Origin of the sequence: Herbaspirillum sp. 3R11, from assembly GCF_004563925.1 — a bacterium.
GTDB lineage: Bacteria > Pseudomonadota > Gammaproteobacteria > Burkholderiales > Burkholderiaceae_D > Herbaspirillum.
The window spans coordinates 45,315-69,702 of record NZ_SPNJ01000005.1; the positions used below are offsets into that span (position 1 = coordinate 45,315).

At 61.2% G+C, this 24,388-nt stretch carries 23 protein-coding genes; 8 read left to right on the forward strand and 15 right to left on the reverse strand.

The genetic code is table 11. The annotated features are described in order from the left end of the window. Positions 1-32: 32 nt before the first annotated feature. Complete coding sequence (locus E4P32_RS20235; RefSeq protein WP_116435392.1) at positions 33-1,793, reverse strand: autotransporter assembly complex family protein; 1,761 nt, start codon at positions 1,791-1,793, stop codon at positions 33-35. A gap of 282 nt (positions 1,794-2,075) precedes the next feature. On the opposite strand from E4P32_RS20235, the gene E4P32_RS20240 reads away from it, so the two are divergent. Next, positions 2,076-2,867: a ferredoxin--NADP reductase gene (locus E4P32_RS20240; protein WP_233526699.1), complete on the forward strand. Its 792-nt coding sequence runs from the start codon at positions 2,076-2,078 to the stop codon at positions 2,865-2,867. A gap of 92 nt (positions 2,868-2,959) precedes the next feature. On the opposite strand, the gene E4P32_RS20245 is transcribed toward E4P32_RS20240, so the two are convergent. After that, positions 2,960-3,424, reverse strand: a complete 465-nt coding sequence (locus E4P32_RS20245; RefSeq protein WP_135008773.1) for a type 1 fimbrial protein — start codon at positions 3,422-3,424, stop codon at positions 2,960-2,962. A gap of 359 nt (positions 3,425-3,783) precedes the next feature. Here E4P32_RS20245 and E4P32_RS20250 point away from each other — a divergent pair, with 359 nt between their 5' ends. The 5 genes from E4P32_RS20250 to E4P32_RS20270 all read left to right on the forward strand — a co-directional run bounded on the left by E4P32_RS20250 (position 3,784) and on the right by E4P32_RS20270 (position 9,232). Next, a complete protein-coding gene (locus tag E4P32_RS20250; protein WP_116435395.1) occupies positions 3,784-4,452 on the forward strand; it encodes a response regulator transcription factor in 669 nt (222 codons plus the stop codon). 23 nt (positions 4,453-4,475) lie between these two features. Then, positions 4,476-4,790 carry a hypothetical protein gene (locus tag E4P32_RS20255; protein ID WP_135008774.1) on the forward strand — a complete coding sequence of 105 codons (315 nt, stop codon included), beginning with the start codon at positions 4,476-4,478 and terminating at the stop codon, positions 4,788-4,790. Continuing rightward, positions 4,750-5,631, forward strand: a complete 882-nt coding sequence (locus tag E4P32_RS24420) for a fimbrial protein (protein ID WP_348533520.1) — start codon at positions 4,750-4,752, stop codon at positions 5,629-5,631. Before E4P32_RS20255 ends, E4P32_RS24420 begins: the two co-directional genes overlap by 41 nt. Positions 5,632-5,790: 159 nt before the next feature. Beyond that, on the forward strand, positions 5,791-6,516 hold the full coding sequence (locus tag E4P32_RS20265) for a fimbria/pilus periplasmic chaperone (RefSeq protein ID WP_116435703.1): 726 nt from the start codon (positions 5,791-5,793) through the stop codon (positions 6,514-6,516). A gap of 91 nt (positions 6,517-6,607) precedes the next feature. Continuing rightward, entirely contained in the window at positions 6,608-9,232 is a 2,625-nt protein-coding gene (locus tag E4P32_RS20270) for a fimbria/pilus outer membrane usher protein (protein WP_116435396.1), read from the forward strand. A 95-nt stretch (positions 9,233-9,327) separates the two neighbouring features. Here E4P32_RS20270 and E4P32_RS20275 read toward each other — a convergent pair whose 3' ends face one another. The 13 genes from E4P32_RS20275 to paaY form a co-directional block, all read right to left on the reverse strand. Further along, a complete protein-coding gene (locus E4P32_RS20275) occupies positions 9,328-10,134 on the reverse strand; it encodes an enoyl-CoA hydratase-related protein (RefSeq protein ID WP_116435397.1) in 807 nt (268 codons plus the stop codon). Positions 10,135-10,148: 14 nt separating this feature from the next. Further along, positions 10,149-11,351 carry a 3-oxoadipyl-CoA thiolase gene (gene pcaF, locus E4P32_RS20280; RefSeq protein ID WP_280651051.1) on the reverse strand — a complete coding sequence of 401 codons (1,203 nt, stop codon included), beginning with the start codon at positions 11,349-11,351 and terminating at the stop codon, positions 10,149-10,151. 51 nt (positions 11,352-11,402) lie between these two features. Next, a complete protein-coding gene (gene paaK, locus E4P32_RS20285; RefSeq protein WP_116435399.1) occupies positions 11,403-12,746 on the reverse strand; it encodes a phenylacetate--CoA ligase PaaK in 1,344 nt (447 codons plus the stop codon). Between the two features lie 58 nt (positions 12,747-12,804). Further along, positions 12,805-13,320: a hydroxyphenylacetyl-CoA thioesterase PaaI gene (paaI, locus tag E4P32_RS20290; protein ID WP_116435400.1), complete on the reverse strand. Its 516-nt coding sequence runs from the start codon at positions 13,318-13,320 to the stop codon at positions 12,805-12,807. Further along, the gene (paaH, locus tag E4P32_RS20295) at positions 13,313-14,857 is read right to left on the reverse strand and encodes a 3-hydroxyacyl-CoA dehydrogenase PaaH (RefSeq protein ID WP_116435401.1); all 1,545 of its coding nucleotides are present in this window, start codon (positions 14,855-14,857) and stop codon (positions 13,313-13,315) included. Before paaH ends, paaI begins: the two co-directional genes overlap by 8 nt. 2 nt (positions 14,858-14,859) lie before the next feature. Beyond that, positions 14,860-15,651, reverse strand: a complete 792-nt coding sequence (paaG, locus tag E4P32_RS20300) for a 2-(1,2-epoxy-1,2-dihydrophenyl)acetyl-CoA isomerase PaaG (RefSeq protein WP_116435402.1) — start codon at positions 15,649-15,651, stop codon at positions 14,860-14,862. Positions 15,652-15,668: 17 nt separating this feature from the next. Further along, positions 15,669-17,327 (reverse strand): phenylacetic acid degradation protein PaaN, encoded by a 1,659-nt coding sequence (paaN, locus tag E4P32_RS20305; protein ID WP_116435403.1) that lies wholly within the window; start codon positions 17,325-17,327, stop codon positions 15,669-15,671. A 77-nt stretch (positions 17,328-17,404) separates the two neighbouring features. Then, a complete protein-coding gene (paaE, locus tag E4P32_RS20310; protein ID WP_116435404.1) occupies positions 17,405-18,478 on the reverse strand; it encodes a 1,2-phenylacetyl-CoA epoxidase subunit PaaE in 1,074 nt (357 codons plus the stop codon). 51 nt (positions 18,479-18,529) lie between these two features. Further along, complete coding sequence (gene paaD, locus E4P32_RS20315; RefSeq protein ID WP_116435405.1) at positions 18,530-19,087, reverse strand: 1,2-phenylacetyl-CoA epoxidase subunit PaaD; 558 nt, start codon at positions 19,085-19,087, stop codon at positions 18,530-18,532. Then, the gene (gene paaC / locus E4P32_RS20320; RefSeq protein WP_116435406.1) at positions 19,084-19,836 is read right to left on the reverse strand and encodes a 1,2-phenylacetyl-CoA epoxidase subunit PaaC; all 753 of its coding nucleotides are present in this window, start codon (positions 19,834-19,836) and stop codon (positions 19,084-19,086) included. Before paaC ends, paaD begins: the two co-directional genes overlap by 4 nt. A gap of 21 nt (positions 19,837-19,857) precedes the next feature. After that, entirely contained in the window at positions 19,858-20,142 is a 285-nt protein-coding gene (gene paaB, locus E4P32_RS20325) for a 1,2-phenylacetyl-CoA epoxidase subunit PaaB (RefSeq protein ID WP_016836359.1), read from the reverse strand. 106 nt (positions 20,143-20,248) lie between these two features. Further along, positions 20,249-21,238 carry a 1,2-phenylacetyl-CoA epoxidase subunit PaaA gene (gene paaA / locus E4P32_RS20330; protein ID WP_116435704.1) on the reverse strand — a complete coding sequence of 330 codons (990 nt, stop codon included), beginning with the start codon at positions 21,236-21,238 and terminating at the stop codon, positions 20,249-20,251. Between the two features lie 108 nt (positions 21,239-21,346). After that, positions 21,347-21,949, reverse strand: coding sequence for a phenylacetic acid degradation protein PaaY (paaY, locus tag E4P32_RS20335; RefSeq protein WP_116435407.1), 603 nt, complete (start codon positions 21,947-21,949; stop codon positions 21,347-21,349). Positions 21,950-22,352: 403 nt separating this feature from the next. Between paaY and E4P32_RS20340 the strand changes: the two genes are divergently transcribed. Both E4P32_RS20340 and E4P32_RS20345 read left to right on the forward strand, forming a co-directional pair. Continuing rightward, complete coding sequence (locus E4P32_RS20340; RefSeq protein ID WP_116435408.1) at positions 22,353-22,967, forward strand: TetR/AcrR family transcriptional regulator; 615 nt, start codon at positions 22,353-22,355, stop codon at positions 22,965-22,967. Positions 22,968-23,184: 217 nt separating this feature from the next. After that, positions 23,185-24,297: an ABC transporter substrate-binding protein gene (locus E4P32_RS20345; protein ID WP_116435705.1), complete on the forward strand. Its 1,113-nt coding sequence runs from the start codon at positions 23,185-23,187 to the stop codon at positions 24,295-24,297. Positions 24,298-24,388 lie beyond the last annotated feature (91 nt).

Sequence of the window (24,388 nt, forward strand, 5' to 3'; positions counted from 1 at the left end):
TCAGATATAAGTGATTCAGGTTCAAGGATGCGTCAGAAAGCGATGCCCAGCGAAATGTGCGGACGGATCTGCTTCTTCTGCACGCCGTACGCGAGATCGAGGTTGAGCGAACCGACCGGGCTGCGCCAGCGCGCGCCGGCGCCGACGCCGTTATAGAAAGTCTTGTTGTTCCAGTTGTCGGCGGCGGCGCCGACATCGTAGAACACCGCCGCGCCCCATTTTTCGGTGAACCAGCGCTGGTATTCGGCGCTGCCGGTGACCAGGTATTTGGTCGGGTAGACGGTGCCGTTGACTTCATTGCCGATGCTTTGATAACTGTAGCCGCGCACCGAATCGTTGCCGCCCGCGCGGAACAGCAGCGACGCCGGCACTTCCGATGCGGAGCCTTTGGTGAACACGCCGCCGAGCTCGGTACGCAGGATGATCAGGTCGCGCTTGGCGACCGGCAGGTATTGCTTGAAGCGACCGTACAGGCGGCCGAAGGTCTGGTCGGTGATCACGCCCTTGACGGCGAAGCCGGTTTCCAGCGTCAGCAGATTGCCCTTGCGCGGGAAGATGGGATCGTCGACGTTGCGGCGTGCCCACGAGAAGCCAGGCACCAATGCCTGATGGCGGCCTTGCGAAACGACGGTGTCGGGCGGCAGGGTGGCGCCGTTTTCCTGTTGCAGCTGGTCGCGGTAATAGGTCAGCGTGTAGGCGGTATCGTAGAACTCGCCGGTGCGGGCGCGCTTGATGCCGGTCCGCAGGCTGCGCAGGTCGACGCCTTCCAGGCGGGTGCGTTCCATCGAGGCATTGACGCTGTTGACGAAGGCCTTGCTGTCGGGCGGCATGGCCAGGTTGAGGAGGCCGTACTGGCGTTTCTGTTCGAGCCGCAGCTGGCTGTCGAACACGTATGCCTTGTTGAACACGTTGTAGTGCGAATAGCGGCCTTCGACCTGGGCGCCGGTGTCGGTGGCGTACCCGATACCGGTGCGAATGCGTTGCGTGGCGAATTCGGTGACCTGTACTTTCACGGGCGCCATGTCGGCGTTTTCCGGATCGTTGTCGATGCCGACGATGGCGTTGCTGAAGTAGGGTGTGTTCTGGATCTGGCGTTGCAGCGACAGCAGCCGGTTGACGTCGTATTCCTCGCCGACGCTGAGCGGATTGACGTTGCGGATGATGCTTTCGGGATAGCGCTTGGTGCCGGTGATCTGCAGCGGACCCAGCGTGAAGCGCGGACCGCTGTCGTAGTGCACGGTCAGGTCGGCCTGCTGGTCGTCGGGATCGACGCTGGCCTGCGACTCGGCGATACGGGCGGCGGCGTATTTGTGCTGCTGCAATGTGTCCAGGCCCTGGTTCTTGGCCTTGTCCCAGTCTTCCTGGCGGAATGGCGCGCCGACCGGCAGCGCCCAGGTTTTCTGAATATCACTCACGCGTGCCGCGTCCTGCTCGGCGGCCGCGCCGGAGACGCTGACATCAGCCGAGTTGATCTTTGTCTGCGGACCGGCATCGACATGCAGCTGCACCAGTTTTTCCTGCTTGTCGTCCTTGTCCAGGCGGACTTCGGTCTTCGGCGAAAAATAGCCTTCGGTCGAGGCCAGTTGCACCACCTGGTCGCTGACGGTGTCGAGCAGGAACTGCAGTTGCTCCTCGCTGAGGTCTGCACGATCCTGGTAGCGCACCAGGTCGAGGTGCTCCTTGAGGATTTTCTTGAGCGGATCGGGGGCGGTGATCTCAACCTTGTAGGCGGCATGCGCCGCGCCGGCAGCGCAGGACAGGAGGGCAATCGCTAATCGGCAAGTCCATTTCATCGGGTGTTCGTTGGTTCTTGGTTTTTCGTAATCATGCACTTGCCGGGGCGTTCGGGCTGAAGTGCGGTTAGGATGTTGGTTGTGGCCCTGCCGGAGGGGATTAGTTCCCCTGCAACGCACATGGCTATTGGCATGGACGGCGGCGTGAACAGCCTGCGCGACCACAGCCGCCATTGTATCCGGCAAAGTGGCATATCGAATGAAGCAAGCCCTGTACGGGGCATTTTTGAGAGTTTTCCCAAGCGGCGATCGCCGTTGAGGATGCAGACAAGGAGCAAGGAAGTGAACGCGCAAATCCCGGCAACCGAAAAGGCCACACAGGAAACCCTGGTTTCCGTGCATCGCTGGACCGACAAATTGCTGACCTTCCGGACCACGCGTCCCGCAGAATATCGTTTTACACCCGGCCAGTTCGCCCGGCTGGGCTTGCTGGTCAACGGCGAAATGGTCTGGCGCGCCTATTCGATCACTTCGGCGGAGACGGAACACGAACTGGAGTACTACGCCATCGTGGTTCCCGACGGCCTGTTCACCACCGCGCTGAATGCCCTGAAGCCGGGCGACCCGGTGTGGGTCGAAAAGCTCAGCTACGGCTTCATGACGCCCGACCGGTTCAGCGGCGGCGACGACTTCTGGATGCTGGCGACCGGCACCGGGCTGGGGCCGTATATTTCCATCCTGCAGCAGCCGGAGGTCTGGCAGCAATTCCGCAACCTGGTGCTGGTGCACTGCGTACGCCACGAAGACGAACTGACCTACCGGGAAAAATTCCAGGCCTTGCGTGAACAGGCTGCAGCGCAAAACCTGCCAGGCCGGTTGCAGCTCATTCCCATGACCACGCGCGACGATGCCGCCGGTCATCCTGACCGCCTGCACGGACGCATCACCAGCGCCTTGCGCGACGGCAGCCTTGAGCGCAAAGCCGGGCTCAACATCAATGCCGACGCATCGCGCCTGATGGTGTGCGGCAACCCCGACATGATCACCGAGGTGCGCGACATCCTGCGCGAACGCGGACTCGGCCCATGCCGCCGGGCAGGCGGAGGGCAATTCATTACCGAAGATTATTGGTGACAGTAGTGCAGGTGCGCGCACCTCGCGCACCTCAATCGCCTTGTTGAACGGACGTGCTGCGCTGCGAAGCGAAGCCGTCCGTTTTGTTTTTCTCAGCGATAGTCGAAAGAAACCAGCACCGTGCTGTGCATGGCGGCCGCATCGACGTTGGCCGCCTTGCGCAAAGTTGCCGTCAACGGAATGGACACTGCCTGCCTGCCTTTGAAGTTGTAGCTGATGCTGTCGCCCGGACCGATCAGCGTCGCGCCATGACTGATGGCAACTTCCGCACCTGCCGTACCGCCGTCAAAGGTCTTGCGGCCGGTCGCCGTGCCCATGTCCTGCATGGAAATCCGCACGGACTGGCTGTTATCGCAATACACGCTGAAGGGAATCTTGCTGCCGCCGCGCGACGTCGACAGTGTCTTCATATCGATCGCCTGGGTTTGCACCGTGCATCCCGGATCGACGATTGCACCGGAAAAGCGTATGGTTCCTCCAATGGCGAAAGCCAGCGAAGAGCATGTGCTGATGACGCCAAAGACGGCAAGGCGTTGAAAGTGGGTGATAGTGGACATGTGTTGATACTCCTCGAAAAATTGGCTGCTGAAACGGGCTGTGCAATTCGATGCAATATCGAATTTTTTCGAGAGTTTGAGAGGGGCTTACTTATATCTAATTGAATTTTTTCTAGATTATATGTCGCGATAATTTTGTTTGCTGTTGCTTTTTTGCAATTCCAAAAAATCGCAAAAAAATATTTTTCGCCGCGCTTCATAGGAGAAAAAACGCTTTGCCGAGATTGGCGAAAAACAGCAGGGAACCAAGCAGGATGGCAGCCACTCCAGAGCATATATTTTTTGAGGGGCATATCGCACATGCACGAAGTGCGTATGGTTGAAGCCGCTAAGCGTGCAAATTAATGATAGGAGAATGTATGAGTTTAATTTTGAATAAGGTCCTGCAAATCGCAATTGCAGACGATCATCCCGTGGTGCTCAACGCACTCAAACACGAACTGGGCCGCCTGCCGGAATTTCGCATCGTGCTGATGGCGCACACCGGCGACGAATTGCTGGAGTCCTTGCAGCGCACGCCGTGCGAAGTGGTCATCACCGACTTCGCCATGCCGACTGACGAGAAGGACGAAGCCGACGGCTTCGTGCTGATCAAGCGCATCCGCGCCGAGTTTCCGTCGACCAAGCTGATCGTCTACACCGCGATGAGCAACAGCGCCGTGGTCAAGCGCCTGTACCGCATGGGCGTGTTCTCGGTCATCAGCAAGAAGGAGAAAGCCGATGAGCTGGTCAACGCCTGTCTGGCCACGCAATCGACCAAGCAGGTTTATTTCCCCGTATCACTGCGCGGCGAGCTGGAAATGAGCTGGGCCCAGGGCGATGCGTTCGCGCAAAACAAGGAGCTCACCATGAGCGAATTGGAAGTGGTGCGACTGTTCGTCGGCGGCTGCTCGCTTGGTGATATTTGCGATCGCCTGTCGCGCACGCCCAGCACTGTCAGCACGCACAAGAACAATGCCATGCGCAAGCTAGGCCTTGCCACTGATGCGGATCTGATCAAGTATGCGTATGCGACCGGCATGATCTGATTTTTAGTGGTTAATAAAAAGGGGTGGTAATCGCCGCACCTGCGGCAAAAAAAATTGATCTGCATGAATCCGCGACGGATGTCATCCGGCGCGAAGCGGAAAACAATCATCTTCGACAGAGCGCAGCAGATGGGGCGCGCTCTTTCTTCTTCTCTTCCTTTCGTCTTCCCTTCCTTCTTCTTTTTCTCTCTTCTTTCTTACTTTCGTTTCTATTTTTCCTTCTGCAGTCGACGGGGGAGACGTGCGCGTCTCTGCTATTCCTTGTCGTGAACGACATGCTGATCTGCGCGGCGCGTCATGGTGTCGGCGCAAGGAATATGCATCGGCATCCCGGTTGACGGCCTGACGTTGGGTGGTCGTGCCGGGATTTTCACCTCTCGTCTCATCGGTTTTTTGTCGGATTTTTTTCTCCAAGAGCAGTTTGAGATTTTTCTTATATTTTTAGTATCGGTGAATCCCTATGATGCGTCCTGTGATGAATGTGTCAGAACCAAAAGCGACACGCTCAACGCAACTTCACGCTATGCAAATGCAATGTCGTCCGGCGGTATCGGGGGAATGTGTGGCGAGGTCTTTTGCAGGTTCAGGCATCTGCATGAATTGCGAAAATTTTTAAATTCAATTTGGAGTATCACCATGAAAAAAATCATTCTGTCTTCTTTGCTGGCTGTCGCAGCGGCAGCGCCGATCGCTTCCCAGGCGGCTGACGGCACCATCACCTTCAACGGTAACATCACCAGTCAGACTTGCACCATCAACGGTGGCACAGGCGACGTCACAGTGACTATGCCGAAAATCTCTACTTCGGCCCTTAACGGTGCTGGCCAAAAGGCTGGTACCGATCTTCAGTCGATCAAGCTCAATCTGACTGCTTGTAGTCCAGCAACGGGCGCCGTACGTGCTTTCTTCGAAGGCGGTTCGACAGTTAACCTGACTACCCATCATCTGAAGAATGCGACCGGCGCTGGCCGCGCCACCTTGGTTGAAGTGGCAGTTCTCAATACTGACGGATCGGACGTCATCCTCGGCGCAGGTTTCGGCGCTCAGAACGTCGCATACGTGCCAATCAGTGCTGCGGGTACTGCGCAATTGGTGTACGGCTCCCAGTACGTGGCGACGGGTGTGGCCACACAAGGTACGGTTAATACGACGGTCCAATACAGCCTGGACTTCCAATAAGCCGTTTGGCGCAAAGACGACTGGTCTTTGGCTGGCTTTCTTTGATGCCATCTTTGCGCCTGAACCCGGGTGTCGGGCATCGCCCTTAATCGCCCGGGTTCATCAACAGCAAAATAAGGGATTCATATGAAATACAACATAAAAAAAACAGCCGTTGCCTTGCTGCTGGCGGCCAACGCGGCTACCAGTTGGGCGAGCGTAATCATTCACGGAACACGCGTGATTTTTCCGTCCAATGAAAAAGAAGTGTCCGTGCGTCTCAGCAACGAAGGACAAGTGCCCGGCCTGGTTCAGATGTGGATGGATGCCGGGGACATCAATGCCAAGCCGGATGAAACCAAAGTGCCGTTCATCCTGACGCCGCCGCTGTTCCGTGTCGAACCGGGAAAAGGACAGACGCTGCGCATGATCTACACGCGCGAACCTCTGCCGCAAGACAAGGAATCGGTCTTTTACCTGAACCTGCTCGAAGTACCGCCACGGCCGGTCGATCTGGAGGCGGAAAACGTCAATTTCATGCAGATGGCTTTCCGTACGCGCATCAAGGTGTTCTATCGCCCCAAGGCGTTGGACAGCCAGGACGCCTATTACAAGGGACCGGCGCAGTTTGCATGGACTGTCGTGCGCGAAGGTTCCGGTTATGCGCTCGAGGTCAGGAACCCGACGCCGTATTACTTCAGCCTTATCAGTGCCGGACTGGCTGCGCCAGTGGAAGGCGGAACCGATGTCATGAATAGCGAAGGCGCTATGGTCGCGCCGGGCGGCACCCAGAAATATCTGCTCAAAGATCTCAAGAGCATGCCAGCAGCAGGGCAAAAAGTGAAATTCGAATTCCTGAACGACTACGGCGGCGCCGTTACCGGAGAAGGTGTGTTATCGAAGTGATCGCACCGGCGGTCGAAGTTTTTTAGGTCAGGTCATCTCTCCATCATTATTGAAACGCAGCAAGTCCTCGCAAGAGGACCCAGCAGAAACCATGAAACCCATTCGTCCGACACTCAAACGCAAGCCCCTGTGCAACATGATTCTGGTCATGCTTGCAGCGTTGCCTGCCTGTGCCGCCCATGCGGAGAAAAAACCGACCGCCTTGGCACAGGCGCAGTTCAACGATCAGTTCCTGCAACGCAAGGATGGCAAGTCGGTCGACCTGTCGCGTTTTCAGAACGGCAATCCGGTCCAGGCCGGTTCTTACCGCGCCGACGTCTATGTGAATGACTCGTGGATGGGGCGTTCGGATGTGGTGATGCGCAGCGTCAACGGCGATCCGACCAACGTGGTGTTTTGTGCGGATCGCGCTTTCCTGGACATGGCAGGCGTCGACTTCGCCAAACTTTCGCCTGAGACGCTGGAGATCATCAAGCAGGCAACACCGGAGAGTTGTCTCAACATCGAAGAGTTGATTCCCAGCGCGACCGCGTCGTTCGACAATGCCGAACTGCGCCTGAACGTTAGTATTCCGCAGATTGCGCTGCGCAGGCAGGCGCGCGGCTACGTCAGTCCGGAATTCTGGGATCGCGGCGTCAATGCGGCGATCTTAGGCTACAACTTCAATACCTATCGCACCAGCACACCTGGAGCGCCGTCCAATTCCTCCTATTATCTGGGTCTCAACGGCGGCATCAATCTGGGCGACTGGCGCTTGCGCAACTTTTCGGCGGTGACAAAGCAAAGCGGCGGTGAGACACGTTTTCAGAATACCGCGACCTATCTGCAGCGAGACCTGATCGACCTGAAAAGCCAACTGACCATCGGCGATACATTCACACCAGGTAATTTTTTCGACAGCTTCTCATTCCGCGGGGTGCGCTTGGCATCGGACGACCGCATGCTCCCGGATTCCCTCAGCGGTTACGCGCCGGTGGTGCGCGGTGTCGCCAAGACCAACGCCAAGGTGACGGTGTCCCAGGCCGGCAACATCCTCTACGAAACCACGGTCGCTCCCGGTCAGTTCGAGATCAATGATCTGTACGCTACCGGCTACGGCGGCGACCTGTCGGTCGTCGTTACCGAAGCCGACGGTAGCCGCAGCAGCTTCACCGTCCCGTACGCATCGGTGGCGCAATTGCTGCGCCCCGGCGTCAGCCGCTACAGCGTCACCGCCGGTCGCACACGCAACTATGGATTGTCGCAGGCCAATTTTGTTCAGGCGACGTATGAGCGTGGCATGACCAACAGCGTGACCCTGTTCGGCGGCGCACAGGCTGCCAACGATTATCTGTCGGCGGTAGGTGGCGCGGCGCTTAACACCGAAGTTGGTGCGTTCTCGGCCAGCATGACGCAGTCGCACGCCAAGGTCTCGGAGCAGGAAACACGCTCCGGCCAGAGTTACAAGGCCGACTACAGCAAGCTGCTGAAAGACACCGGCACCAATCTGTCGCTGGCGGCGTACCGCTATTCCAGCGCCGGCTTCATGCGCCTGCAAGACCTGCTGATGGCCAAGGATCTGACCGCCAAGGGATTCTCGAATAGTCAGATCGATCGCCAACGCAGCCAGCTGCAGCTGATGGTCAATCAGTCCCTGGGCGACAAGAACGGCTCTTTCTACCTCAGCAGTTCGATGCAGAACTACTGGAACCGCGACGGCTCGACCATGCAATACCAGGCCGGCTACAACAACAGCTGGAAGATGATCAGCTACAGCGTTTACATGCAGCGCCAGAAGGATCTGACCAGCGGCGCCACTAGCACCCAGTATTACGCCAGCGCCTCCATGCCGCTCGGCCGTGAGGTGCAATCGCCGATGATGACGGCCAGCGTCAGCAAGGACAGCGCCGGCGGTACCAGCCTGCAATCGACGCTTAGCGGCGTGCTGGGAGAGGACAATGCCTTCAGCTATGGCGTGAGTGCAAGCAAGAGCCCGGGTTCTTCGAACGCGTCGGTCAATGGCCAGTACCGTGCCGCCTATGCCAATGTCGGCGGCAGCTACGGTTACACGAACGGCGGCTCGACGCAAATGTCGGCGCAGGCATCCGGCGCCATCGTCGCGCATCCAGGTGGCATTACGCTGGCGCAATCGGTGGGTGAAACCATCGGCATCGTCGAGGCGCGCGACGCCGAAGGCGCCATGGTCAACACCGCCGGTGTGCGGGTGGACGGTCGCGGCTATGCGGTCGTGCCGTACATGACGCCATATCGTCTCAACGAAATTGCCCTCGATCCCAAAGGCACCTCTACCGACGTCGAACTGGCGATCACCAGCCAGCGCGTTGCGCCACGGGCAGGGGCGGTGGTGATGCTGAAATACCCGACCGTGAGCGGCCGCTCCATGCTGCTTCAGGTGACGCTGCCGAACGGCGATGCGGTGCCGTTCGGCGCCGAAGCGCTGGATGACAAGGGCAATTCGATCGGTCTGGCCGGACAGGGCGGCCGCGTGTTCGTGCGCACCACCAACGAGGATGAAGGACGCCTTCAGATGCGTTGGGGACCGGCGGCAACCGAGCAATGTTCGGTACAGTACCAGTTGCCGCCGCGCCCGAAGGACGCCAAAGGCATTGTTTTCGACACTGCGGAAGCGCGCTGCGAGTTTACAGCGCAGGTCGCGGTCAAGAAGCCGGACCTCAATATCGTCGGCAAAGTCGCAAGCCCCGGCGTGACACGCTGATCACCTGTGTCGCCCGCATGGAAAAAGCCGTCCACTGGACGGCTTTTTCCATGGCATGACCGCGCAACCGGCCTCGGGTCGGATAGTCACACGATTCAGCGTCCGACAAACTGCGCCGTGCGCTTTTCTTTGAACGCTGCAATCCCTTCACGCCGATCCTCGCTGGCCGCCAGCAGGGAAAACGACTTGCGCTCCAGATTCAGTCCGGCTTCCAGGCCCAGCTCATACGACTTGAGCATGGCTTCCTTCGCCAGCCGCAGGGCCAGTGGCGACTTGACGGCGATGGTTTCGGCCAGCGCCAGCGTGCGCGGCAGCGTTTGCTCATCGTCGGCGACTTCAGCGATCAGGCCTGCCGTCAGTGCATCATCGGCCGACAAAAACTCGCCGCTCAGCACCATCTTCATCGCCAGCGGCTTGCCGACCGTGCGGATCAGGCGCTGCGTGCCGCCGGCGCCGGGAATGGTGCCGAGGTTGATTTCCGGTTGACCTATTTTTGCGCCGCGCCCGGCGATGGCAATGTCGGCATGCATCAGCATTTCGCAACCGGCGCCCAGCGCGTAACCATTGACGGCGGCCAGCAAGGGCTTGCTGAAACCGGCGATGGTTTTCCAATACTGCGGACGCACATCGAGCAGGGCGCTGATGGCGTCGGTCTGCGCCATCTCGTTGATGTCGGCGCCGGCGGCGAACACTTTCGCGCCGCCGGTGATGACCACGACACGGATGCTGTCGTCGGCTTCCGCCAGCTCCAGCTCGGCGGCAATTTCGCGCAGGCTGTTGTTGCGCAGCGCGTTGCGCACGTCCGGGCGGTTGAGCGTGATCAGCAGCACGTGCACGCTGCTGCGTTCAACCAGAATGTCTTGGTTCGAGGTGACGGTGGAAGTGACGGATTGCTCGCTCATGGAGTGGCCGTCCTTCAGACGCGTTCGATGATCACGGCGATGCCCTGGCCGACGCCGATGCACATGGTGCACAGCGCGTAGCGGCCGCCGGTGCGTTCCAGCTGGTTGATCGCGGTGGTGATCAGGCGTGCACCGGATGCGCCCAGCGGGTGGCCGATGGCGATGGCGCCGCCGTTCGGATTGACGTGGGCGGCATCGTCCGCCAGGCCGAGATCGCGCGTCACCGCCAGGCCTTGCGCGGCGAAGGCTTCATTGAGTTCGATCACGTCCATCTGTTCCAGCTTCAGTCCGGTCTGCGCCAACACCTTGCGCGAAGCCGGCGAGGGGCCGAAGCCCATGATGCGCGGCGCCAGGCCGGCAGTGGCCATGCCCAGCACCTTGGCGCGCGGCTTCAGCTGGTAGCGGTCGACCGCTGCGGCCGAGGCCAGCAGCACGGCGCAGGCGCCGTCGTTGACGCCCGAGGCGTTGCCGGCGGTGACGGTGCCGTCCGGGCGAACCACGCCTTTGAGGCGGCCCAGTGCTTCGACCGTGGTGTCAGGGCGCGGATGCTCGTCGTCCTTGACGATCTTGGGATCACCCTTCTTTTGCGGGATCGTGACCGGCACGATTTCACCGGCGAAGAACCCGGCGGCATTGGCGGCGGCCCAGCGTTGCTGGCTGCGTACGGCGAAGGCGTCCTGGTCGGCGCGGTTGATCTTGAATTCGTCAGCCACGTTTTCTGCCGTCTCCGGCATGGAGTCGATGCCGTATTTGGCCTTCATCAGTGGATTGATGAAACGCCAGCCGATGGTGGTGTCTTCGATTTTTGCGGAACGGGAGAAAGCAGACTCCGCCTTGGCCATCACGAACGGCGCGCGCGTCATGCTTTCCACGCCGCCGGCGATCACCAGGTCGCATTCACCGGCCTTGATGGCGCGCGCTGCAGTGCCGACCGCATCCATGCTCGAGCCGCACAGGCGATTCAGCGTGGTGCCCGGCACTTCAACCGGCAAGCCGGCCAGCAAGCCGGCCATGCGTGCGACGTTGCGGTTGTCTTCGCCGGCCTGGTTGGCGCAGCCGTAGATGATGTCGTCGACCTTGGTCCAGTCGACGCCGGGATTGCGCTCGATCAGCGCACGAATCGGCAAGGCGGCCAGGTCATCGGCGCGCACGCCGGACAGGGCGCCGCCGAAGCGGCCGAAAGGGGTGCGGATGGCGTCGCAGATAAAAGCTTCCATGATGTTCCTTGTCTGTTGCCTGATGGCTGAATAGGGGTTGGTTGGTATCGCTCAGATCGCGCCGGTCGGCGCTTCATGCACTACCTTCGGACGCTGATCGACCACGCGCTTGGCCTTGCCCACGGCAGACCGCTCGATCTTGCCGCTGGCCACCACCTGCACTGACGTGGTCACGCCGACGTGCGTCTTGATGTGATGCTGCAGTTCGTTCGCCAGCGCATCGATGTCGCCGGACGACAGCGCGACTTCCGGACGCAGCTCGACGGTCACGCCCAAGGTGTCGAGATGGCCGTTGCGGCCGACCACCAGTTGATACTGCGGCGCCAGTTTCGGCATCTTCAGGATCAGTTCTTCGATCTGGGTCGGGAACACGTTCACGCCGCGGATGATCAGCATGTCGTCGGAACGGCCGGTGATCTTGCCGATGCGGCGCATCGAGCGCGACGTCGCCGGCAGCAGGCGCGTCAGGTCGCGGGTGCGGTAGCGGATGATCGGCAGCGCTTCCTTGGTCAGCGAGGTGAACACCAGTTCGCCGTCGGAACCGTCCGGCAGCACTTCGCCGGTTTCCGGGTTGATGATTTCGGGATAGAAATGATCTTCCCAGATCACCGGGCCATCCTTGCTTTCGATGCATTCGCTGGCCACGCCCGGTCCCATGACTTCCGACAGGCCGTAGATATCGACCGCGTCAATGCCGGCGCGCGCCTGGATCTCGGCGCGCATGGCGTCGGTCCACGGTTCGGCGCCGAAGATGCCGACCTTGAGCGAGCTGTCCACCGCATCGAGTCCCTGGCGTTGAAATTCTTCAATGATGTTGAGCATGTACGACGGCGTCACCATGATGATGCTCGGCTTGAAGTCCTGGATCAGCTGGACTTGCTTTTCAGTCTGGCCGCCGGACATCGGGATCACCGTGCAGCCCAGCTTCTCGGCGCCGTAGTGCGCGCCCAGGCCGCCGGTGAACAGGCCGTAGCCATAGGAGATGTGCACGATGTCGCCCTTGCGACCGCCTGCTGCGCGGATCGAACGCGCCACCACGGTGGCCCAGGTGTCGATGTCGTTCTGGGTGTAGCCGACCACGGTCGGCTTGCCGGTGGTGCCGCTGGAGGCGTGGATGCGCACGACCTGCTCGCGCGGCACTGCGAACATGTTGAACGGGTAGTTGTCGCGCAGGTCCTTCTTGCCCGTGAACGGGAATTTCGCCAGGTCGGCCAGCGTCTTCAGGTCGTCCGGATGCACGCCGGCGGCGTCGAACGAGGCGCGGTAATGCGGCACGTTGTCGTAGGCGTGCTTGAGGGACCACTTCATGCGCTGCAATTGCAGGGCCTGCAGCTCGTCCTTGCTGGCGGTTTCGATGGCTTCCAGGTCGCCTGGTTGTGGGGTGCGTTGTGGCATGGTGGTCTCCGTGAGGGCTCTGCTCTATTGTGTAATGAATATTGTCGTGTCCGGCGCGTCAGGCTGCAGCTGCTCGCGCCAGCGCCGTGGCGTCCAGTCCGGCGATGACTTCGCCCTTGATGCGATAGGACTTGCCGCGGAACAGCGCGATGCGCTTGCCGTCCTGGTTGGTGACGGTGATGTCGTAGACGCCGGTGCGACCCGCCAGCGATTGCTCGATGGCTTCCGCCGTCAGCACGTCGTTGACCGCGCCGGGCGCCAGGTACTCGATGCTGCAGCCGGACGCGACCGTGGCCTGGTTGCGGCTGTTGCATGAGAACGCGAATGCGCTGTCGGCCAGCGCAAAGATGAAGCCGCCGTGGCAGGACGCATGGCCGTTGAGCATGTCCGAACGCACCTGCATCGACAGCCGCGCATAGCCGGGACGTACTTCGTGGATCTTGATGCCCAGCGCCTGCGTGGCGTTGTCACGCGCATACATGGACTTGGCGGTGGCTTCGGCCAGCGCCTGTGCCTCTTCAGGATTCAGTGAAACAGCGGGTACAACAGCGGCGTTGATGATTGCTTCAGCCATGGAACTGTCCTTTGCTCGCGGTTTTTCTCATGATCAGCGGCGACACGCGATAGCGGTCTTCGCCATAGGCGGCGGCCAGGTGCGACAGCACCTCGGCGATGGTGTCCAGTCCAATGGCGTCGGCCCAGGCCAGCGGCCCGCGCGGATAGTTGACGCCTTTCTGCATCGCCATGTCGGCGTCGGCGGCGCTACACACGCCCTGGTTGACGGTGTCTGCAGCTTCGTTGGCGAGCATCGCCACGGTGCGCATGACCGCCATGCCGGGCACGTCGTCCAGACGCGAAACCGCAAAGCCGGCCGCCTGCAGCAACGCAACAATGGAGGAGTAGGCGGCATCGCTGCACTGATCGGCGCGCGTCACGGCCACGCGTGTGGCCTTGCTGAAGTCCAGCGCCAGGTCGATCAGCACGGTATCTGCATGACGGTTGTCGGCAGTGCGCTGGGTGGCGCTGCGGCCATCGGTCAGATAGGCGCGGGCGTTGCCGCACTGGAGCACCAGGCCGTCGGCGCCGGGCGTGCTGCTGCGCTCGATGCTGACGTTGCCCAGGCGTGCGGCAAGCGCTTCAGCCAGCTGGCTGGTGCCGGACAGCTGGACAGCTTGCGAAGCACGCTCAACCGCAGCTTCCGTAACCGGCGTCGGCACGACCGCATCCGCACCGTAGCGATAGAAGCCGCGTCCGCTCTTGCGCCCGAGGAAGCCGGCGTTGACCAACTCCTGCTGAATCAGCGACGGCGTAAAGCGCGGATCAGTGAAGTAGGCGTTGAATACCGACTGCGTCACTGCAAAGTTGACGTCATGACCGATCAGGTCCATCAGCTCGAAGGGCCCCATGCGGAAGCCGCCGGCTTCGCGCAGGATGGCGTCGATGGTGGCCGGTTCGGCCGCTTGCTCATTGAGGATGCGCAGGGCTTCGGCGTAGTAGGGACGCGCCACGCGGTTGACGATGAAGCCCGGCGTCGATTTGGTGTGCACCGGATTTTTGCCCCAGGCCAGCGCGGTGTCGTACACGCACTCGGCCACGGCCGCATCGCTGGCCAGGCCGCTGATGATTTCGACCAGCGCCATCAAGGGCACCGGGTTGAAGAAATGCATGCCCACCAGCCGTTGCGGCAAACGCAGCGCCGCGCCGATGCTGGTGATGGAAATCGACGAGGTGTTGCTGGCGAAGATGCAGTCGTCCGCGACCACGGCTTCCAGGTCGGCGAACAGTTTGCGTTTGACGTCGAGGTTCTCGACGATGGCTTCGACCACCAGGCCGGCTTCGGCCAGCTCGGACAAGGCCGCCGTCGGACGCAGACGTGCAGTCGCGGCGCGCGCTTGGTCGGCCGTCATGCGGCCCTTGCCGGCCAGCTTGTCGAACATGCCGCCGATGTCGGCGATGGCTTTCGCCACCGCTTCGGTGCGCGTGTCGAACAGCTGCACGCTGTAGCCGGCTGCCGCCGCCACCTGCGCGATGCCGGCGCCCATGGCGCCGCTGCCGATGACGGCAACGGTACGCGAAGGTGCAAGTGCTTTGGAATGATTGCTGCCCGACATGCTCATTCTCCGGTGAACAGCGGCGCACGCTTTTCAAGGAAGGCCGTGACGCCTTCCTTGTAGTCGCGGCTGTAGCCGAGTGCGCGCATGCTGTCGCGTTCCAGCGCCAGTTGTTCGGTCAGCGTATTGGCCGGGCTCTGATAGATCGCCGCCTTGGTGTGCGCCAGACCCTTGGTCGGCGCGCTCGCGAAATGCTGCGCCATGGCGCGCGCTTCAGTTTGCAGTTTGTCGTCGTCGACGCATTTCCAGATCAGGCCCCATTGCTCGGCTTGTTCCGCGCTCAGCTTGTTGCCCAGCATCGCCAAGCCCATCGCGCGCGCAGTGCCGACCAGGCGCGGCAGGAAGTAGGTGCCGCCGGTGTCCGGCAGCAGGCCCAGCTTGCAGAACACTTCAACGAAACTGGCCGAACGCGCCGCCAGCACGATGTCGCACGCCAGCGGGATATTGGCTCCGGCGCCTGCCGCCACGCCGTTGACCGCACAGATCACCGGGAAGGGCAGGGCGCGCAACGTCTGCACCAGCGGGCCGTAGTATTTTTCAATCGATTCGCCCAGATCAACGGCGCCGTCGCCCGGCTTCACCGCGCGGTCGGACAAGTCTTGCCCGGCGCAGAAGCCGCGTCCGGCGCCGGTCAGCAGCAAGACGCGCACGCGCGGATCGGCGGCGATCTGGTCGAGCGCATCGCGTACTTCCAGATGCATGGCGACCGTGAAGCTGTTGAGCTTGTCGGGCCGGTTCAGCGTGATGACGGCAACGCCGTCGGTGTTTTCAAACAGGATGGATTCGTATTGCATGGCGGATTCCTAACTGGTTAGACGGGTTCGCGGGTCTGCACCACGCGGAAACGGCTGGCGACGAAGGCGGTATCGGCCAGCGCGGCGTTGGCGGCCGGATTGGCGCCGGTGCCGTGGAAGTCGCTGAAGGCCGCCGACTGATTGACGAACACGCCGCCGGTCAGGTTCAGCGACAGCGCCACGCCGGCTTCGGCGGCGGCGTCGCCCAGTGCTTCCTTGACGGCGGCGTCGGTGGTGTAGGCCGATAGCGTCAGCGCGCCATGTTCGCGCACGGTTTTCTCGGCCAGTTTGATGCTCTCGGCCGTGCTGTCGCTGGCGACCGCGAACGAGATCGGGCCGAAGAATTCTTCCGTCACGGCCTTGCCGCCGGCCGCCTTCACCAGCAGCGGTGTGCGGATACGCGCTTCGGGGAATTGCGGATGCTGCAGCGACACGCTGTCGAGCACCACCTCGCCGACCTTGCGCGCCGCCTCGATGCGGTCGAGTACGGCGGTGTTCTGGATCGCGCCCAGCAGTTCCACCGCCTTGACCGGATCGCCGGTCAGTTTGCCGATGGCTTCACCGATCGCCGCCACCACGGCGTCAAAGCTCACGTGGCCTTCCGCCGTATCGATGCCGTCTTTCGGGATGTAGATATTTTGCGGCGTGGTGCACATCTGGCCGGAGTACAGCACCAGCGAGAAAGCGATGTTGCGCGCCATGCCCTTGAAGTCGGCGGTCGAGTCGATGACGATCTGGTTGACGCCGGATTTTTCGGTGAAGACCTGCGCCTGCACCGCATTGCGCTCCAGCCAGTTGCCGTTGGCGGAACTGCCGGTGAAGTCGATCAGCTTGATCTCGGGGCGCAGCGCCAGTTCGGTGGCGACCTTGTCGCCGGCCTCATGCGCGACCAGCGTGACGACGTCTGGATTGAAGCCGGCTTCGGCGATGACCGCGCGTGCGATCTCGACCGTGATCGCCAGCGGCAGGATCGCGCCGGGGTGCGGCTTGACGATCACGGTGTTGCCGGTCGCCAGGTCGGCGAACATGCCGGGATAGCTGTTCCAGGTCGGGAAGGTGCAGCAGCCGATCACCAGACCGATGCCGCGCGGCACGATGCGGAAGCTCTTCTGCATCTTCAGCGGATCATGTTTGCCTTGCGGTTTTTCCCAGTGCGCGCCGGCCGGGATGCGGCTGGTTTCCTGCCAGGCATAGGCGATCGCTTCGACGGCGCGATCCTGCGCATGCGGGCCGCCGGCCTGGAAGGACATCATGTAGGCCTGGCCGGTGGTGTGCATGACGGCGTGGGCGATTTCAAAGCTGCGGGCATTCAGGCGCGCGACGATTTCCAGCGCGACGCCGGCCCAGACTTGCGGTCCGGCCTTGCGCCAGGCGACGCCGGCGGCGGCCACGCCTTGCAGCAACTGGTCGATGTCGGCCTTCGGATACGTGATGCCGAGGGCCGGGCCGTAAGGTGAGACTTCATTGCCGGTGCGACCAGTGGTGCCGGTCTGGTCGATCTCGAACGGACGGTTCAGGCGCGCATCATAAGCGGCCTTGCCCTCGTCGGCGGCGGTTTCGCCATAGACGCGCGGGCTCGGGCTTTCGCTGTACGGGCTCCAGTAGCCGCGTTCGCCGATGGTTTGTACCGCTTTATCCAGCGTGGCGCGGTGGCGTTCAAAGAAGGTGGTCGACATGTAGTCTCCTGAATGATTGTGTAGTGGTCGACTTTGGATCAGCTGGGGTCAGCGCGGATTAGCGCGGATCAGCGAGTTCAATTATCCTGATCGAAGTCGATCAACAGCTTGTCGGTGACCGGGAAGCTCTGGCAGCTCAGGACAAAGCCGCGCGCGATTTCATAGTCTTCCAGGCAGTAGTTGGCGTCCATGTCGACCTTGCCTTCGACGATCTTGCAGCGGCAGGTGGCGCAGACGCCACCCTTGCATGAGTAGCGCATGTCGATGCCGTTCTTGAGCCCGGCGTCGAGCAGAGATTCCTTTTCCTTCTCCATCGTGAAGACGGTGTGGTAGCCGTCGACGATCACGGTGACTTCGCATTCCTGCTTGCCGACCACCGGGCGCGCTGCCACGGCCTTGTGCTTCGGGATGCTGGCGGCGAACAGTTCGACCTTGATGGCGGACTTGTCCAGTCCATTGGCTTGCAGCGATGCGCTGACGGCGTTGAGCATCTCTTCCGGGCCGCAGATGAAGGCGGCGTCGATGTCGTCGAGGGCTATCCAGGACTTGAAGAACTGGTCGCACTTCTCGCGCGTGATGCGGCCGTTGAACAACTCCACGTCCTGCTGTTCGCGGCTCATCACGTAGACCACGTTGAGGCGTTCGAGGTAGATGTCCTTCAGGTCGGTCAGCTCTTCCTTGAAGATCACCGACGACGACGCGCGGTTGCCGTACACCAGCGTGAAGCGGCTGCCCGGTTCGGCCAGCAGCGTGGTCTTGATGATCGACAGCATCGGCGTGATGCCGCTGCCGGCGGCGAAGGCCAGGTAATGTTTCTGGTTGGCGGCGTCCAGCGGCAGGTTGAAGTGACCCATCGGCGGCATCACCTGCAGGCTCTGGCCCGGCTTGAGCGTGTCGTTGGCCCAGGTCGAAAAGACGCCGCCTTGCGTGCGCTTGATCGCCACGCGCAACTGGTCGTCCTGCACCGCCGAGCAGATCGAGTAGGAGCGGCGCAGGTCTTCGCCGTTGATCTCGGAGCGCAGCGTCAGGTGCTGGCCCTGAGTGTACTGGAAGGTCTCTTTGAGTTCGGCCGGCACGTCGAACGACACGACGATGGTGTCGCGGGTTTCGTTCTTCACGTTGCCGACGGTCAGAGGATAAAATTTGCTCATGATGGGTGTCTGCCTGATGTGCTTGGGACGCCTATTGAAGAATCAATGGGCTCAATGGGCTTTGAAATAGTCGAACGGCTCCAGGCAATCCTTGCACTGGTACAGGGATTTGCAGGAGGTTGAACCGAACTGGCTGACGACCACGGTGTGCATCGAGCCGCAATGCGGGCAGGCCACCTTGGGCGCCTGCAAGCGCTTGCGACTGATGCCGCTGATGTCGATCACCTGTTGCGCCGGCGGCGCGATGCCGTAGCCCTTGAGCTGGCTCTTGCCGTGTTCGCTCATCCAGTCGGTGCTCCAGGCCGGCGACAGCCGGGTCTGGATGTCGACGCCGGCCACGCCGTGCTGCGCCAGCACCGCGACGATCTCCTGGGAAATCACGTTCATGGCGGGGCAGCCGGAATAGGTCGGCGTGATCACGATGGTGCATTGCACTTCCTGCTCGTCGTCCGCGCTCGTGCCAGTGCTGGTGCTGACTTGCACATCGCGCACGATGCCCAGGTCCACCACCGAAATCACCGGGATTTCAGGATCGGGGACCAGGTGCAGCCAGCTCCAGATTTGTTCCTGGAGCTGCTCGGTCGACAGGCTGGAAGCGCTCGCGATCACCAGCTTGCTCCCGGATACGTGCGTTGCAGGAACTGCATTTCCGCCAACAAGTAGCCGAGGTGTTCGGTGTGCTTGCCTTGCTTGCCGCCGCTTTGCATCCAGGCGTCGGCCGGCGGCGTCTGCAGGGTCGCTTCAGTCAGGATTTCCTGCACGTGCTGCAGCCATTTCGCGCGGATCGCATCCGGCGCGGGCGCCACGCCTTCCTGTTGCATGGCCAGGTCGGCGGCGTCGCTGCTGAACAGTTCGCCGGTGTACGGCCACAGGTAATCGACAGCCTGCTGCACCATGCGATGGCTCAGTTCGGTGCCGTCGCCGAGGCGCACGATCAGGTCGCCGCTGCGGCGCACGTGATAGGTCACTTCCTTGATCGACTTCTGGGCGATCTCGGCGATGCGCGGATCGGTCGAGGTCGTCAGCGCTTCCAGCAGGAAGTAATGCGCCGCGTCGAAGAAGAACTGGCGCACCAGCGTATCCGCGTAGTTGCCATTGGGCTGTTCGACCAGCAGCACGTTGCTGAACTGGTGGGCGTCGCGCAGGAAGGCCAACTGGTCTTCACCGCGGCCGTCGCCTTCGAGTTCGCCGGCGTAGGACAGCCACATCCGCGCCTGGCCGATCAGGTCCAGGGCGACGTTGGTCAAGGCCATATCCTCTTCCAGGGCAGGGCCCTTGCCGCACCACTCGGACAGGCGCTGGCTGAGGATCAGCGCGTTGTCGCCGAGGCGGCGTACATAAGTTGCTTTATCTGACATGCCGGTTTCCTGATCGCAAGATTAGAGGTTCTTCACTTCTTCCGGCATCGGGAAGAAGGTCGGGTGGCGATACACCTTGTTGTTGGCCGGCTCGAACAGCGCGACCTTGTCGCCCGGGCTGCTGGAGACGATATCGGCGGCGCGCACCACCCAGATGCCGACGCCTTCGTTGCGGCGCGTGTAGACGTCGCGCGCATTGTTGATCGCCATCTCGGCGTCAGGCGCGTGCAGGCTGCCGACGTGCTTGTGCGCCAGGCCGTGCTGACTGCGGATGAAAACTTCCCATAGCGGCCATTCTTTACTCATCATCTCTTCCTTTGGACTGGACCGGCCCACGCTGCAAACAGGTGGTGGGGCGGTCGTGGCTGTGTTGTATTGGATTACGTATTTATGTGGCTACTTATGTGGCTACTCATGCGGCGGCTTGCGCCGTTTGTTTCTTGTCGGCGTGGGCGACCAGCGCATCGCGGAACCATGCGCCGTCGTCGTAAGCCTTGTTGCGCGTCTGCAGGCGCTCGCGATTGCAAGGGCCGTTGCCGCGCAGGACGTTGTGGAATTCTTCCCAGTCGATCGCGCCGAAATCGTAGCGGCCGGTTTCCTCGTTCCACTTGAGATCCGGATCGGGCACGGTCAGACCGAGGTATTGGGCTTGCGGCACGGTCTGGTCGACCATGCGCTGGCGCAGCTCGTCGTTGGAGAACAGCTTGATGCGCCATTGCGCCGACTGCGCGCTGTTGACCGAGGCGGCGTCGGACGGACCGAACATCATCAGCGACGGCCACCACCAGCGATTGAGTGCATCCTGCGCCATCTGTTTCTGTTCCGGCGTGCCCTTGCACAGCGACATCATGATGTCGTAGCCCTGACGCGCATGGAAGGATTCTTCCTTGCACACACGCACCATGGCGCGTGCATACGGACCGTAAGAGCAGCGGCACAGCGGGATCTGGTTGATGATCGCGGAGCCGTCCACCAGCCAGCCGATGGCGCCCATGTCGGCCCACGACAGCGTCGGGTAATTGAAGATGCTGGAATACTTGGCCTTGCCCGAGTGCAGGTCGGCCAGCAGCTGATCGCGCGTCACGCCCAAGGTTTCGGCGGCGCTGTACAGATACAGGCCGTGGCCGGCTTCATCCTGGATCTTGGCCAGCAGCACGGCCTTGCGCTCCAGCGTCGGCGCGCGCGTGACCCAGTTCGCCTCCGGCAACTGGCCGACGATTTCCGAGTGCGCGTGCTGCGACACCTGACGGATCAGCGTCTTGCGATAGGCGTCCGGCATCCAATCCTTCGGCTCGATCTTGACGCCGTCGTCGATGCGCGCCTGGAACGCGCGTTCTTCCTCGCTCATCTCGTCGGCTGAGCGCACGTTCTTGAGTCCGGTTTCTACCAGTTGTGCATACATGATGTTCATCTCCACTGAGGTGATTGTGGCCGCGCTGATCAATGACCCGATCAATGATTCACTGCGGCGCGACGGCGTGTTTCTAAATAAGGTGACTAAGGTGACGCTTCAGTTCTTCTTTGCCGCGATCAGCGGCTCCACCGCAGGCGCTTTCAACTTCGGCCGATCGGCTTCGATCTCTTGCAGCGGCTGGACTTCCTTCATGCTGGCCAGGCAACGCTTGGTCAGGTCCTGATAGGTATGCGTGCCTTCGCGCTTCCAGGCAATTTCCTGCTCGGTCAGTTCGCGCAGGATCTTGGCCGGGACGCCGGCGGCCAGCGAGCGCGGCGGCACTTTCATGCCGGCGCGGATGAAGGCGCTGGCGGCGACGATGGCTTCTTCGCCGACTTCGGCGTCGTCCATCACTACCGCATTCATGCCGACCAGCGCGTCGCGGCGCACGATGCAGCTGTGCAATACGGCGCCGTGGCCGATGTGGCCGTTTTCTTCGATCACCGTGTCATGCGCCGGGAAGCCGTGCACCACGCAGGTGTCCTGCACATTGGAGCCGCGATGCATGACGATGCGGCCGAAATCGCCGCGCAGGCAGGCGGCCGGTCCTATATAGCAATCCGGTCCGACGATCACGTCGCCGATCAAGACGGCGGTCGGATGAACGTAGGCGCTGGGATCCACCACCGGGATCACGCCTTCTATCGAATAACACGGCATTGCTCGTCTCCTTGATGACCTGCTTGTCCAGATGTTCCGGCTCTGTTTTTGGCGGGGCGGGGCAATGTAAAAAACATTTGCCTGGCATCCGATTTTGGTTAATAATAAATTCAACCGACCGGTCGGTCAATAATGTTTTGAACTATTTTCGCTATTTGTGTTGCGTTCGCGGCGTGCAAGAGTGCGCGCCAAAGCCGCGCCCAGAGCGGAAGAGCGAGCCATTGTAAAAACGGTCGGGAGATAGTTTGACGTTCTTTCAGCATGTCGCGACATGCCGGAATGCCAGCACGAACTTGCGCAGCGACGAGTGAATGCAAGCCGGTGAGAGCGATAAGTGAAGCTGAATTGGGCCCGATTACGGCACAATCACGGCTTCTTGGAAATTGTTGAAAGGAAGAAAGCTATGCCACGCAAGCGTGCAGCAGGATTTGATAACCAGCGCGACCTGATCATCGAGCAAGCGGCAACCTTGTTCGCGCGCAATGGTTTTCCCGGCACGTCGATGAATGAAGTGGCGGAGGCATGCGGTCTGTCGAAGGCATCGCTGTATCACTACATGTCGGACAAATATCAGTTGCTGATGTTTATCTGCGAAGGCCATATCGAGCGCCTGTGCGCTCTGGTCGATGAAGTGGCGCAGCAGGACCTGGCGCCGGAACCGCGCCTGCGCCTGATGGTGCAGCGATTTGTCGAGGAATACGCCGATGCCCAGAATGAGCATCGGGTGCTGACCGAGGATGTGCGTTTCCTGAAAGAGGAAGACCAGCAGCGCATCTTCGCCGGCGAGCGCAAGGTGGTTGGCGCCATGGCGCAGGCAATGATCGGTGTGCGGCCCGAGCTGGACGCCAGCAAGATGGCCAAGCCGTTGACGATGCTGCTGTTCGGCATGATCAACTGGATGTTCATGTGGTTGAAGCCCGACGGCGGGCTGACGCATGAGCGCATGGCGATGGTGGTGTCGGACCTGTTGTTCGGCGGTATCGGCGCAGTGCGACTGGACGATATCGGCCAGTCCTGAGAAGGAAAAGAATACGGCAGGAATGAGCAAGGCTCCAGATCGAGAGTCGATCATTCCCGCGCAAGAGACGGGGAGGGAACGGTGCAAGCCGCTTCCATCCGGGCAGGACGCTGCAGACAAACGATGCAGCAAGAAGTGACCAGAAAATCAACCAAGGAGACTGCAAGTGAAATTCGTCCAAAAACTCAACGCCCTGACCACGTCGGTTGCATTGGCAATGCTGGCTTTCGCCGGCGCAGCGCACGCCGACATCAACGTCGGTGTGACCCTCTCGACCACCGGCCCGGCTGCATCGCTCGGTATCCCGGAAAAGAACACCATCGCCTTGCTGCCGACCACCATCGCCGGCCAAAAAGTGAATTACATCGTGCTGGACGACGCCTCCGACACTACCCAGGCGGTCAAGAACACACGTCGCTTCATCTCTGAAAACAACGTCGACCTGATCATCGGTTCGACCGTGTCGCCGAACTCGCTGTCGATGATCGAAGTGGTCGCCGAAGCGCAGACGCCGATGATTTCGCTGGCCGCCTCGGCGCGCATCGTCGAACCGATGGACGCGAAAAAGAAATGGGTCTTCAAGACCCCGCAAAACGACATCATGATGTCGCTGGCGATTGTGCAGGACATGGTTAAGCGCGGCTACAAGCGTATCGGTTTCGTTGGTTTTGCGGATGCTTATGGCGAAGGCTGGTATACCGAATTCAGCAAGGCCGCCGCCTTGAAGAAGGTTGAAGTCGTCGCCAACGAACGTTTTGCACGCAACGATACTTCGGCCACCGCGCAAGCCTTGAAGCTGATGTCGGCCAAGCCTGATGCGATCCTGATCGCCGGCTCCGGCACTCCGGCCGTCGTGCCGCAGCGCGCCTTGGCCGAACGCGGCTACAAGGGCCAGATCTACCAGACCCACGGCGTCGCCAATTCGGACTTCCTGCGCGTAGGCGGCAAGCTGCTGGACAACACCTTGCTGCCGGCCGGCCCCGTGCTGGTGGCGGCGCAACTGCCGGCCGACAACCCGATCCGCAAGGCTGCCCTGGGCTACACCGCCAAGTATGAGGCGGTACACGGCAAGGATAGCGTTTCGTTGTTCGGCGGCTATGCCTGGGACGCCGGCCTGCTGCTGCAGGCCGCCGCGCCGGAAGCACTGAAGAAGGGCAAGCCCGGTACGCCTGAATTCCGTGCCGCACTGCGCGACGCACTGGAAGCCTCCAAAAATGTCAACGGCGTGCACGGCGTCTACAACATGTCGGCGACCGACCACCTCGGCCTGGATCAACGCGCATCGGTGATGGTGAAGATCGTCAACGGCGCATGGAAGTACCAACCGTAAGCACAACATCTTTACCGGCAATGCGATGAAATGAAAACGGGCAGGGCGGCTGAGGGGGGCTTCCGAGGGGAGGCTTACATCAGCGCCTTGC

Excerpts from the sequence above, each read along its gene's own strand:
- E4P32_RS20235 (WP_116435392.1), bottom strand. The coding sequence starts at position 1,793 with ATGAAATGGACTTGCCGATTAGCGATTGCCCTCCTGTCCTGCGCTGCC.
- E4P32_RS20245 (WP_135008773.1), bottom strand. The coding sequence starts at position 3,424 with ATGTCCACTATCACCCACTTTCAACGCCTTGCCGTCTTTGGCGTCATC.
- E4P32_RS20250 (WP_116435395.1), top strand. The coding sequence starts at position 3,784 with ATGAGTTTAATTTTGAATAAGGTCCTGCAAATCGCAATTGCAGACGAT.
- E4P32_RS24420 (WP_348533520.1), top strand. The coding sequence starts at position 4,750 with ATGGTGTCGGCGCAAGGAATATGCATCGGCATCCCGGTTGACGGCCTG.
- E4P32_RS20270 (WP_116435396.1), top strand. The coding sequence starts at position 6,608 with ATGAAACCCATTCGTCCGACACTCAAACGCAAGCCCCTGTGCAACATG.
- E4P32_RS20275 (WP_116435397.1), bottom strand. The coding sequence starts at position 10,134 with ATGAGCGAGCAATCCGTCACTTCCACCGTCACCTCGAACCAAGACATT.
- pcaF (WP_280651051.1), bottom strand. The coding sequence starts at position 11,351 with ATGGAAGCTTTTATCTGCGACGCCATCCGCACCCCTTTCGGCCGCTTC.
- paaK (WP_116435399.1), bottom strand. The coding sequence starts at position 12,746 with ATGCCACAACGCACCCCACAACCAGGCGACCTGGAAGCCATCGAAACC.
- paaI (WP_116435400.1), bottom strand. The coding sequence starts at position 13,320 with ATGGCTGAAGCAATCATCAACGCCGCTGTTGTACCCGCTGTTTCACTG.
- paaH (WP_116435401.1), bottom strand. The coding sequence starts at position 14,857 with ATGTCGGGCAGCAATCATTCCAAAGCACTTGCACCTTCGCGTACCGTT.
- paaG (WP_116435402.1), bottom strand. The coding sequence starts at position 15,651 with ATGCAATACGAATCCATCCTGTTTGAAAACACCGACGGCGTTGCCGTC.
- paaN (WP_116435403.1), bottom strand. The coding sequence starts at position 17,327 with ATGTCGACCACCTTCTTTGAACGCCACCGCGCCACGCTGGATAAAGCG.
- paaE (WP_116435404.1), bottom strand. The coding sequence starts at position 18,478 with ATGAGCAAATTTTATCCTCTGACCGTCGGCAACGTGAAGAACGAAACC.
- paaC (WP_116435406.1), bottom strand. The coding sequence starts at position 19,836 with ATGTCAGATAAAGCAACTTATGTACGCCGCCTCGGCGACAACGCGCTG.
- paaB (WP_016836359.1), bottom strand. The coding sequence starts at position 20,142 with ATGAGTAAAGAATGGCCGCTATGGGAAGTTTTCATCCGCAGTCAGCAC.
- paaA (WP_116435704.1), bottom strand. The coding sequence starts at position 21,238 with ATGTATGCACAACTGGTAGAAACCGGACTCAAGAACGTGCGCTCAGCC.
- paaY (WP_116435407.1), bottom strand. The coding sequence starts at position 21,949 with ATGCCGTGTTATTCGATAGAAGGCGTGATCCCGGTGGTGGATCCCAGC.
- E4P32_RS20340 (WP_116435408.1), top strand. The coding sequence starts at position 22,353 with ATGCCACGCAAGCGTGCAGCAGGATTTGATAACCAGCGCGACCTGATC.
- E4P32_RS20345 (WP_116435705.1), top strand. The coding sequence starts at position 23,185 with ATGCTGGCTTTCGCCGGCGCAGCGCACGCCGACATCAACGTCGGTGTG.